Source organism: Paracoccus sp. (in: a-proteobacteria) (genome assembly GCF_030536915.1).
In the GTDB taxonomy this organism is placed as follows: domain Bacteria; phylum Pseudomonadota; class Alphaproteobacteria; order Rhodobacterales; family Rhodobacteraceae; genus Paracoccus.
Map to the genome: position 1 here is coordinate 1 of NZ_JAUNPC010000094.1, position 10,438 is coordinate 10,438.

Annotated in this window: 12 protein-coding genes and 1 tRNA gene; 3 read left to right on the plus strand and 10 right to left on the minus strand. The window is 69.3% G+C overall.

Annotated elements, in window-relative coordinates:
- The 5 genes from Q4F04_RS13050 to infA all read right to left on the minus strand — a co-directional run bounded on the left by Q4F04_RS13050 (window position 1) and on the right by infA (window position 2,176).
- A tRNA-Phe gene (locus tag Q4F04_RS13050) sits at window positions 1-76 on the minus strand.
- Window positions 77-146: 70 nt separating this feature from the next.
- Window positions 147-305, minus strand: a complete 159-nt coding sequence (locus Q4F04_RS13055) for a DNA gyrase inhibitor YacG (protein ID WP_303370253.1) — start codon at window positions 303-305, stop codon at window positions 147-149.
- Window positions 302-1,363 (minus strand): ribonuclease E/G, encoded by a 1,062-nt coding sequence (locus Q4F04_RS13060; RefSeq protein ID WP_303370254.1) that lies wholly within the window; start codon window positions 1,361-1,363, stop codon window positions 302-304. Before Q4F04_RS13060 ends, Q4F04_RS13055 begins: the two co-directional genes overlap by 4 nt.
- On the minus strand, window positions 1,360-1,974 hold the full coding sequence (locus tag Q4F04_RS13065) for a nucleoside triphosphate pyrophosphatase (RefSeq protein WP_303370263.1): 615 nt from the start codon (window positions 1,972-1,974) through the stop codon (window positions 1,360-1,362). The genes Q4F04_RS13060 and Q4F04_RS13065 overlap by 4 nt, the downstream gene beginning before the upstream one ends.
- The gene (gene infA, locus Q4F04_RS13070; protein WP_036716789.1) at window positions 1,958-2,176 is read right to left on the minus strand and encodes a translation initiation factor IF-1; all 219 of its coding nucleotides are present in this window, start codon (window positions 2,174-2,176) and stop codon (window positions 1,958-1,960) included. Before infA ends, Q4F04_RS13065 begins: the two co-directional genes overlap by 17 nt.
- Before the next feature lie 265 nt (window positions 2,177-2,441).
- On the opposite strand from infA, the gene Q4F04_RS13075 reads away from it, so the two are divergent.
- Window positions 2,442-4,493, plus strand: coding sequence for an OmpA family protein (locus Q4F04_RS13075; protein ID WP_303370255.1), 2,052 nt, complete (start codon window positions 2,442-2,444; stop codon window positions 4,491-4,493).
- 89 nt (window positions 4,494-4,582) lie between these two features.
- Here Q4F04_RS13075 and Q4F04_RS13080 read toward each other — a convergent pair whose 3' ends face one another.
- Genes Q4F04_RS13080 through Q4F04_RS13095 form a run of 4 tightly spaced genes read right to left on the minus strand, consistent with a single transcriptional unit; the run spans window position 4,583 to window position 7,381 of the window.
- Window positions 4,583-5,077, minus strand: coding sequence for a hypothetical protein (locus Q4F04_RS13080; protein ID WP_303370256.1), 495 nt, complete (start codon window positions 5,075-5,077; stop codon window positions 4,583-4,585).
- Complete coding sequence (locus tag Q4F04_RS13085; protein ID WP_303370257.1) at window positions 5,074-5,487, minus strand: GNAT family N-acetyltransferase; 414 nt, start codon at window positions 5,485-5,487, stop codon at window positions 5,074-5,076. Before Q4F04_RS13085 ends, Q4F04_RS13080 begins: the two co-directional genes overlap by 4 nt.
- On the minus strand, window positions 5,484-6,620 hold the full coding sequence (dapE, locus tag Q4F04_RS13090) for a succinyl-diaminopimelate desuccinylase (protein WP_303370258.1): 1,137 nt from the start codon (window positions 6,618-6,620) through the stop codon (window positions 5,484-5,486). Before dapE ends, Q4F04_RS13085 begins: the two co-directional genes overlap by 4 nt.
- The gene (locus Q4F04_RS13095) at window positions 6,617-7,381 is read right to left on the minus strand and encodes a sulfite exporter TauE/SafE family protein (RefSeq protein ID WP_303370259.1); all 765 of its coding nucleotides are present in this window, start codon (window positions 7,379-7,381) and stop codon (window positions 6,617-6,619) included. Before Q4F04_RS13095 ends, dapE begins: the two co-directional genes overlap by 4 nt.
- Before the next feature lie 207 nt (window positions 7,382-7,588).
- On the opposite strand from Q4F04_RS13095, the gene Q4F04_RS13100 reads away from it, so the two are divergent.
- On the plus strand, window positions 7,589-9,217 hold the full coding sequence (locus Q4F04_RS13100; protein WP_303370260.1) for an acyl-CoA dehydrogenase family protein: 1,629 nt from the start codon (window positions 7,589-7,591) through the stop codon (window positions 9,215-9,217).
- A gap of 140 nt (window positions 9,218-9,357) precedes the next feature.
- Complete coding sequence (locus Q4F04_RS13105) at window positions 9,358-9,777, plus strand: META domain-containing protein (RefSeq protein ID WP_303370261.1); 420 nt, start codon at window positions 9,358-9,360, stop codon at window positions 9,775-9,777.
- 120 nt (window positions 9,778-9,897) lie between these two features.
- Here Q4F04_RS13105 and Q4F04_RS13110 read toward each other — a convergent pair.
- Window positions 9,898-10,438 (minus strand): DNA repair protein RecO C-terminal domain-containing protein (locus Q4F04_RS13110; RefSeq protein WP_303370262.1); only part of this gene is annotated, 541 nt, incomplete at its 5' end.

Here is a 10,438-nt window from a genome sequence, read left to right on the forward strand (position 1 = left end):
TGGTGCCCGGAGACGGATTTGAACCGCCGACACGCGGATTTTCAATCCGCTGCTCTACCAACTGAGCTATCCGGGCCCTTGCCGGGCGTCCTGCCCGCGAGTGCAGCGTTCGTAGACAAGCCGAGGACCGCTGTCCAGAGTGAAAATCACTCCTCGGTGTCCGGGCGCGGGATGTCGCCCGCAGGCTCTCCGGGGATGGCATAGTCGCCGCGCAGCCAGCGGGCGAGGTCCACGTCCGCGCAGCGCCTGGAACAGAAGGGGCGATAGTCCGGCACCGTGGGCTTGCCGCAGATGGGGCAGATCATTCGTCTTCTCCCGCAAGGGCGACAGCGACCAGGGGAACACGGTCGCGCTTGCGGTTCAACTCGTAAAGACCCATCGCGGTCCAGCCGACCAGCGTGGTTTCCGTGCCCTCGGCCTTGAAGGCGGCGCGCAGCACCTGCTCCAGCGTGCCGCGGTCGCGTTTTGGCATGGGGGCGAAGTCGATCACCACCTGCCCGCCCAGGCCCCGCAGCCGCAACTGCCTCGGCAGGTCGCGGGCCAGCGCGATGTTGGCCTTCAGCGCGGCGGCGGGCGAGGTGTCGCGGCCGGTGTTCACGTCCACGGCAACCAGCGCCCGGGTCGCCTCGATCACCGCGAAGCCGCCACCGGGCAAGTCCAGTTCGGGGTCCAGCAGAGCGTCGATGGCGGCAGTGACGCCGTGGGCGTCAAAGGCGTCGTCGCTGTCGTCCACATCGTCGGGCGGGGGATCGGCCCAATCGATCCAGGCGGCGCGCCAGGGCAGCTCGGCATCGACCAGCAGTTCGGGACGGCCCTGGGTGTCGCTCATCACCGCGGTCGCCAGCGTGACAAGCTGGGACAGCTCGTCGGCGATTTCCTCGTCCTCGGCACCGGCGGCAGCGCTTCGCATCACGAGGCCCAGGCTTTCCGCCCCCCCTTCCAGCGCCGCAGAGCCAAGCGCCACCAACTGCGCCCGCCGCTCGTCGTCGCGGATGCGGCGGGAAACATTCACGCCCGGCGCACCCGGCGTCGCGATGGCCGTCTGGCCGCGGAACAGGACGCGCTGGCTGACCGGAATGGCCTTGCCGTCGTCGGGCGCGCCCGTCACCTGCACGATCAGCGCCTGCCCCTCGGACAGGCCGCGGGCATCGCGCAAGAAGCCGCGCTCGCCTTCCGGCAGGCGGACGAAGACGCCGCCCTGCCCTTTCACCAGCCGGTCCACCACGGCGCGGCAGATCACGCCCGGCGGCAGGGTGGTCAGGGCGGACAGGTCGAACAGCAGATCCTCGACCCGGCCATCAACCATCAGGGCGGCGGCCTCGCGGCCCCATTGCTGGCCCAGAACGACCTGGCGTCCCTTCATCTGGAAACTCCATCGGGCATGTGGCCCGGAACGATCCCGCAGGCAGCAAGCAGCACCGCCGTTTCCGACAGCGGCAGCCCGACGACAGCGGTGAACGAGCCCTGCATCCACGGCACGAAGGCGCCAGCAGGCCCCTGGATGCCGTAGCCGCCGGCCTTGCCGCGCCAATCGCCGCCCGCGACGTAGCCCGCGATCTCGGCGGCGGAAAGATGGCGCATCCGCAGCGTGGTTTCCACCAGCCGGTGCCGGGCGCGGTCCCCGGCCTGCACCGTGACGGCGGTCAGCACCCGGTGGCGGCGGCCGGACAGCAGCCGCAGGAAGGCCGCGGCCTCGTCCTCGTCCGCGGGCTTGCCGAGGATGCGGCGGCCCGCGACCACGGTGGTGTCGGCGGCCAGCACCACGCCATCCTCGGCGGCCGAAACGGCGGCAGCCTTTTCGGCGGCCATCCGGGCCACATAGGCGCGCGGCGTTTCGTCCCTGCGGGGGGTTTCGTCGATGTCGGCGGGGATGATGGCATCGGGCGCGATGCCGAGCTGCGCCAGCAGTTCCAGCCGGCGCGGGCTGGCCGAGGCCAGAACGAATCGCGCGACGGCCTTACTTGAAGCGGTAATTGATCCGCCCCTTGGTCAGGTCATAGGTGTTCATTTCCACCTGCACCTTGTCGCCGGCCAGAACCCGGATGCGGTTCTTCCGCATCTTGCCTGCCATATGCGCGATGATCTCATGGCCGTTTTCGAGCTCGACCTTGAACGTCGCATTGGGCAGGAGTTCCTTCACGACGCCGGGGAATTCGAGCATCTCTTCCTTGGCCATGTTCTCTCCTGTAGGGAAATCCGCACGCGGCGGACCACGGCGATATGCCGTCAAGTCCCGCTGTTTTCAAGAGGAAAGCCACGGCAATCGGACCGCATGCGGCTTGATGCCGCCTTGCCGCCGTTCACGCGGCATTCACGTCCCTTTGGCCGGTGTCACGCAGTCGTGGGGGGAACGCAAGCCGGGTTTTGCGGTTCACTGCAGGACGACCCGCGCAAGGCGGGCAGCATTGCGCGGCGATGCCGCGCCCGATGAAGGACCTGACATGCCGCGTAGAACCCTCCGCAACTCGACCGCACTGGCGCTGGGGCTGAGCGTCGCCCTGCCCCATTTCACCGTCGCGCAGTCGGCGCCGATCGAGGAGAAGCCGGCTTCGCTGGTCATGGCGCAAGCCGAAGCCGGGAACCCGCCGGAGGTGCCGCCCGAGGCCGTGGAGGGCGCGGACGCATCCGGGGATGCCGTTGAAGCGGCAGAGGAAACCGCCCAGCCGGAAGCGGAGGCCGCCGCTGCGGCTGAGCCCGCAGCCGAGGAGACCGGCGATGCGATGACGGCACCCGAGGCCGTTGTGCCGGAAGCCCAGCCGGAACCGGAGGCCCAGCCAGAGCTGGTCGAGGCAGTCGAGCCGGAGGCCGAACCCGCGCCGGAACCAACCGCTGATGCTCAGCCCGAGGCAGCGGCAGTCGAGTCCGAGGTTGAACCGGCCGCGCCGCAAGCCGAACCCACGGCAGAGCCTCAGGCCGAAGCGGCACCGGAACCCGTCCCCGAGGCGCCTACGCCGGTCGACGTCGAGACGACCACCGAGTCGGAGGTGCAGACGACCGATGAACCCGAGCCTGCGGCCGATGATGCTGCAGAGGCCACGGTTGACACGGAAGCCGCCGAGGCAGGGACGGACGGCGGGATGCCGAGCGAAGCGGACCTTGCGCGTGCGCTGGCCGAGGAAGGCGGGACCGAAGCCGACGCAACCGGGGCCACATCCGAATCCGCAACCGGCGGCAACGCAGCGGATGCAACAACCGCCACCGCTGCCTCGGGCGACAGCGAGGCGGATTCCGGCACGGGCGAGCCCTCCCCGGAAGGTGAATTGGCCGAGGCGCGCGAGGTGCCCGAGGCCGAGGCGCCCACGACCGACATCTCGCGTGAGGCCGCGGCTGGCGGCACACCCCCCGCGGCGGCAGCCCTTGCCGAATCGGCGGCTCCGGTCACGACCAGCGAGACTCGCGAGGTGACGGACGAAACCTCCCGCAGCGCGACCGAGGACTTCCAGACGGACCTGCGCGGCGAGTTGCGGGAAAGCGGCGTTCCGGTTGTCGGCGGCACGGCGCAGCAGGACGCCGCGCAGCAGGGCACCTCGGCAGGGGCCGGGGCCGATCAGGACAGCCTGTCCGCCGCCGCTGCACGGGACGGGGATGACGATGACGACCGCAGCAACCTGGAACAGGTGCTGCGGCAGGCGGTTCTTCCGGCGCTGGCCGGGCTGGCGGTTGGACAGCTTCTGTCGAACGACCGGCAGGTGGAACTGAACACCGGCGACCGCGTGGTGGTGACGCGCCCCGATGGCAGCCAGGAGATCATCAAGGACGACAACGCCCTGCTGCTGCGCCCCGGCTCGACCGTGCAGACCGAGGAATACGCCGACGGCTCGACCCGCACCATCGTCAGCCGCGAGGATGGCAGCCAGGTGGTGACGATCCGCGATGCCGACCTGCGCGTGCTGCGCCGGACGCTGGTGCAGCCCGACGGCACCACCACCGCGCTGATCGACGAAACCGCCGCGGTGGCCCCGGTGGACGTCGCGAACCTGCCCCCGCCCGCCCGCCCGATCACGGTCGCGCCCGGCGAGCGGCTGTCCGAGGATGCGCTGCGCGAGGCGCTGCGGCGCGAAACGCAGGTGGGCCGGACCTTCACCCTGGGCCAGATCCGCAACATCCCCGAGGTGCGGGCGCTGGTCGCGCCGGTCGAGGTGCAGGCGATCACCTTCGACACCGGCTCGGCCGCGATCAAGCCGGACCAGGCGCAGGCGCTCTCTACCCTGGGGCGCGTCATCGCCGACAGCGTGCGCCAGAACCCGGCCGAGATCTACATGATCGAGGGTCATACCGATACGGTGGGCGCGGACGCGATGAACCTCGCGCTGTCCGACCGCCGGGCCGAATCGGTGGCGCTGGCCCTGACCGAGTTCTTCGGCGTCCCGCCGGAAAACATGGTCGTGCAGGGCTATGGCGAGCAATTCCTGAAGGTGCCGCAGGAAGGCGACATCCGCGCCAACCGCCGCGCCGCCGTGCGCCGGATCACCGACCTGCTGGCGCGGAACTGAAGGAACGGGGGCTTCGCCCCCGAGGGTATCTGAACCAGAAAGAAGAGGCCGGGGATTTCCCGGCCTCTTTGCCTTGCCTCAGCCTTGCTTCAGCCCGGCCGCTGCCAGACGGTGCGGAAGGCGTCGCTGGCCGCCAGCGCCGCCGAGGCCGCGCTGAGGTCGAAGCCCGGCAGGGCCGCAAAGGCATCGGCAAGAGCCGCGGCGCCGGCAGCTTCGACCGGGACCAGCAGCGCCTCGCCTGCTTGCGTCCGCAGCCGCCAATGCGCTTGGCCGTCAAGACGGATCAGCCGGATCTGGACCAAATCGCGCAGGGCGACCTCGCCGCCCGGAGCGCTTGCGCCGTAATAACGGATCGCGCCTTCCTCGATCTCGACCAGCCCCGGCGCGGCGATGTCCACGGCAAAGCGCCGCCGCCGCCACGCGCCCCAGCCCCAGAGCAGCGCAAGGCCGAGGATCGCCCCGCCGAGCGGCTGGAGCAGCAGCCCGCCCTGCGCGAAGACCCAGATGCCGAAAAGGGCGGTCAGGGCCGCCGCAGCCACCTCGCGCCAGGGCTTGAAGCGGGCGACCAGTTCGGGGCGGATCACAGCCTCAGGCTCATGTCGCGATGCGGGATGCCGGCGTCGTCGTATTCGGGACCATGAGCGGTGAAGCCCAGCTTTTCGTAGAAGCCGATGGCGTAGGTCTGCGCCCCCAGCTTGGCCGTCCTGACGCCCCGCTCCCGCAGTTCATCCAGCGCCGCCCGCATCAGCGCGGCGCCCGCCCCGGTCCCCCGTTCCTCGGCCAGCATCGCCACACGGCCGATCTTGGCGGTGTCGCCGTCGATCAGCAGGCGCGCGGTGCCGATGGGGCGACCGTCACGGGTCGCCAGCAGGTGGACGGCGGTGGCGTCATGCTCGTCCAGTTCCAGGTCCTCGGGGACGTTCTGCTCCTCGATGAAGACGCGGCGGCGGATGGCGGCGCAGGCGGGGAAGTCGTCGGTGACGGTGATCTTCATGCGAAATACCGCTGCAGGATGGACTGGTAGATGGCCTTCAACTGGTGGACCTGCTCGACCGGGACGCGTTCGTCCACCTGATGCATGAAGGCGCCGACAAGGCCGAACTCGACCACCGGGCAGTGGTCCTTGATGAAACGCGCGTCCGAGGTGCCGCCCGAGGTGGACAGCACCGGGACACGGCCGGTGTGTTCGGTGACGACCTGGGCCACCAGATCGACGAAGGGGCCGGGCCGAGTGACGAAGGACTCGCCGCTGACCGTAACCTCGACGCCGATGCGGACGCCGGTTTCCGTTTCCACGGCCGCCGCCTGCTGCCGCAGCATGGCGGTCAGGCTGTCGCCGGAATGGGCGTCGTTGAAGCGGATGTTGACGGTCGCCGTCGCCCGTTCGGGGATGACGTTCGAGGCCGGGTTGCCGCAGTCGATGGTCGTGACCTGCAGCCCCGAGGGATCGAAATGCGCGGTTCCCTGATCCAGCGGTCGGGCCGTCAGTTCCCCCAGCAGCCGGACCAGCGCGTGCAGCGGGTTTAGGGCGCGATGCGGATAGGCGGCGTGGCCCTGCCGGCCGGTGGCGGTGAGATGCGCAGTCAGGCTGCCCCGGCGGCCGATCTTGATCATCTCGCCCATCCGTTCCGGGTTCGAGGGTTCGCCGACGATGCAGGCGTCCATGCGCTCGCCCGCCTCAACCATCCAGTCGAGGATCGCGCGGGTGCCGTCGCGGGACGGGCCTTCCTCGTCGCCGGTGATGGTCAGGATCACGGCGCCCTCGGGCGGCGTTTCGGTCACGAAATCCACCGCCGCCGCGACGAAGGCGGCGACCCCCGACTTCATGTCGGTCGCCCCCCGGCCCCAGATCACCCCATCCGCCAGCGCGCCGGAAAACGGCGGATGCGTCCAGCTTGCCGGATCGCCCGGCGGCACCACGTCCACATGGCCGTTGAACCCGAGGCTGCGCGTGCCCTTTTCGCCCCAGCGGGCGTAAAGGTTCGGCACGCCGTTCCGGTCCACGCGCCGGCAGGCGAAGCCCGCAGGTTCCAGCACCGATTGCAGCAGGTCCAGCGCGGGACCGGCCTCCGGCGTCACCGAGGGGCAGCGGATCAGGCGGACGGTTAGCAGGGCAGGGTCGGTCATCCCATCATCTCGAAGGCGCGGCGGATCAGGTTCAGCGATGTCAGGATCAGCATGACCAGCGTCCAGCGGCGGAACTGCGCCAGGTCCAGCCGGTCCTGCAACCAGAAGCCAAATTGCATGCCTATCAGCGCCGGCACCACCAGCAGCGCCGACAGCGGCAGGGTCTGAGCGTTCAGGACGCCGGTCCCCAGATGCGCCAGCGCCAGCAGCGCCGAGCCCAGCAGGAAGACGACCCCCTGCACGCGGATCTGGTCCAGCTTGGACGCCCCGATGGACAGCAGATAGACGATCAGCGGCGGCCCCCAGATGCCCGAGATGCCGCCGTAAAGCCCGCCGATGACGCCGGTCACGATCTCGGCCCGGCGGCGATGATGGATCGGCACCGTCAGCGGCCGGCCGGAAAGCTGCCACAGCGCAAAGCCCAGGATCGGCACGCCCAGCGCCAGATACATCAGCGGCTGCGGCAGGATGCGCGCAAAGGGGGCCGAGACGAAGATGAAGGCGCAGAGCATCCCGATGTGCCAGCGATAGTCGCGGATCGATTTCCACGCGGCCCGGAAGCCCTGCCGGGTCGCCTGCTGCACGTTCGTCACCAGCATCGGCAGGATCGACAGCGCCAGCGCCACCGGGGCAGGCAGGAAGGACCCCAGCGCCGACATCATGATCATGGGCATGGCAAAGCCGATCGCGCCCTTGATGATGCCCGCGGCCAGCGTCACGGTCGCCGCGATGAGAACGAGATGGGGATCAAGGCCGAACATGACGCGGAACCTGCCCGCGCGGGCGGGCGGCGGCAAGGGGGCGCGGGAACATGGCAGGCTCCTCCGCAAGCCTGCAGACCCTATAGCCGTTACCTGCCGGTCAGTGAAACTAAACTGCGCAAGGCGCACCGCGGACGCAGCATAGTTGCGCTGCACCTGCGAAGGCGCTACCAGCAAAGACAGCCCAATTTCGCAGGAACAGTTTCCATGCTCGACGCTCGTGCCGCCCTGACCCCTGCCGACGCGCAGGCCATTGTCCCGGAACTGGATGCGCTTCTGTCCCGCGCGACCGAGGCGCTGCGGGCGCGGGTCGGCGGCGGAAAGATCGATGCAGCCGCCCTGGAAACCGAACAGCACGCGGCGCACGCGCTGTCATGGCTGGCGACCTATGTGGAATCGCTGAAGCAGCTTTCCGCCTGGGCCGAGCGGCTGGGCGAGGCTTTCGGCGAGATCGAGGCGCTGATCCTGCAGATCGGCTTCGGCGAATACCTGACCCAGATCGCCGGCGGCATCCCGATGAGCCAGACCGAGTTCGCGCGGCTGTCCGACCTTGGCGTCGAATGGCAGCCCTCGGAGGCCGCTCGCACAGCGATGGGCGGCAATACGCCCGAGGCCCGCGCCCGCATGGTCGCGCTGATGCAGGACAACGCCGGTCGTGCGACGGTCGGGGCCACGGGGCTGGACGAGGATCTGGAGATGATCCGCGACCAGTTCCGCCGCTATGCCGAGGACCGCGTGATCCCCAACGCCCACGGCTGGCACCTGCGCGACGAACTGATCCCGATGGAGATCATCGAGGAACTGGCGGAACTCGGCGTCTTCGGCCTGACCATCCCCGAGGAGTTCGGCGGCCTCGGCTTGTCCAAGGCCTCAATGGTCGTCGTCTCCGAGGAACTGTCGCGTGGCTATATCGGCGTAGGCTCGCTCGGCACGCGTTCAGAGATTGCGGCGGAACTGATCCTCGTCGGCGGCACGCCCGAGCAGAAGGAACAGTGGCTGCCGAAGATCGCCAGCGGGGAAATCCTGCCCACCGCCGTCTTCACCGAGCCCAACACCGGCTCGGACCTCGGGTCCCTGCGGACCCGCGCCACCCGCACCGAGGACGGCTGGGAGATCACCGGCAACAAGACCTGGATCACCCATGCCGCCCGCACCCATGTCATGACCCTGCTGGCGCGGACCGAGCCTGACACCACCGACTGGCGCGGGTTGTCGATGTTCCTCGCTGAAAAGACCCCCGGCACCGACGAAGACCCCTTCCCCACCCCCGGCATGACGGGGGGCGAGATCGAGGTGCTCGGCTATCGCGGCATGAAGGAATACGAACTCGGCTTCGACGGCTTCAAGGTCAGGGCCGACAACCTGCTGGGCGGCCAGCCGGGACAGGGCTTCAAGCAACTGATGCAGACCTTTGAATCCGCCCGCATCCAGACGGCGGCCCGCGCCGTGGGCGTGGCGCAGTCGGCGCTGGAACTGGGGATGCAATATGCCATCGACCGCAAGCAGTTCGGCAAGCCGCTGATCGCCTTCCCCCGTGTCGCCGACAAGCTGGCCCTGACGGCGGTGGAAATCATGATCGCCCGGCAACTGACCTATCATTCGGCCTGGCAGAAGGATCACGACAAGCGCTGCGACCTTGAGGCCGGCATGGCCAAGCTGCTGGGCGCCCGCGTCGCCTGGGCTGCGGCCGACAACGCGCTGCAGATCCACGGCGGCAACGGCTTTGCGCTGGAATACACGATCAGCCGGGTTCTCTGCGACGCCCGCATCCTCAACATCTTCGAGGGCGCGGCCGAGATCCAGGCGCAGGTCATCGCCCGGCGCCTGCTGGGGTAAGCCGCCGTTGCGCGAAGGGCACGCGAAGGACACGGCGGGCGCCGCTCGCGCCTCCGTGCATGGACTTTGCGGCAACCGGGTGGCAGGGCCGTGCGATATTCACGTGAAGTCAAACACCTGATCCCCCGGGGAAGCCTGACATGATCTTTGCCCTTCGCCTTGCCGCCGTCTCGGCCACCCTCGCCACGCTGGCCGCCTGCGGCCCCGCCCTCCTACCCGGTGACGGCACCGGGTTCGAGGGCGGCATCCCCTTCGGGACCTACACCATGGTCGGCTTTGGCCAGGAAGCCGTGCCCACCCGCGATTCCCGCATCCGCCTGACGCCCGGGCAGATCACCGGCAACGGGCCGTGCAACAACTTTGCCGCGACCAACGCCGCGACCCTGCCGCAGATCAACGTCACCGTGATGAACTGGACCGACAATCCCTGCGGCCACAAGGGCTTCGAGGGCCGCTTCCTCGAGGCGGTCACCCAGGCGTCCGAGGCCGAATGGACCGGCGGCGTCCTGAAGATCAAGAGCCCGCTCGGCTGGATGACGCTGGAACGCTCGGGGAACTGATCGCGCGAAGGCAGCCCTTCGGGGTTCCTTTTCCGGGTACCGCACCAGACCGCGGGCAAGGTTATTCCCTTTCATGTCACATGCGCGACCTGAAGGGACTGGCGCTGGTTCCCGCCGTCATCAGGTGTCCTTTGGAATGTGGCCTTTCTCGCCAGCCGTCAGCCGCGCCACAAGCCTTGCGCGGGCGGCAGGCAAGGGCCGCCCCACCTGCGCCTCGGCCAGCCTCGCGTTCAGAAAATGCCCGGTCAGCGCGAAACCTGCAGCAAGGTCGTCCGGCCGTTCCGGCCCGCCCAGAATGCCCGGCAGCGGCAGCAGACGCAGCGCCCATTCGCCTGCCGCCTCGACCGTGACGGCATGGCCCGTCTTGGGCGAGACGTAAGCCAGCGCCTCCCGCACGCCGCTCACGGCGCAGCGGTCCAGCGACAGGCCGAAGCCCAGCTCGTCCAGCAGGAGCAACTCCCACCGCAGGTAGAGTTCGGCCCAGGCAGGGGCCCGTTCTTCTTCATCGCCCAAGTATCCTCGGGGGGCGCGGGGGGCAGACAGCCCCCCGGCTCCGGCGTCCGAGCCAACGCCCCCTCCGCTGCCCGCCTCCATCGCGTCCAGCAATCCTTCGGTCGCATCCGTCAATCGCGGATGCGGGTCTCTCTCCGGCAATGCCCAG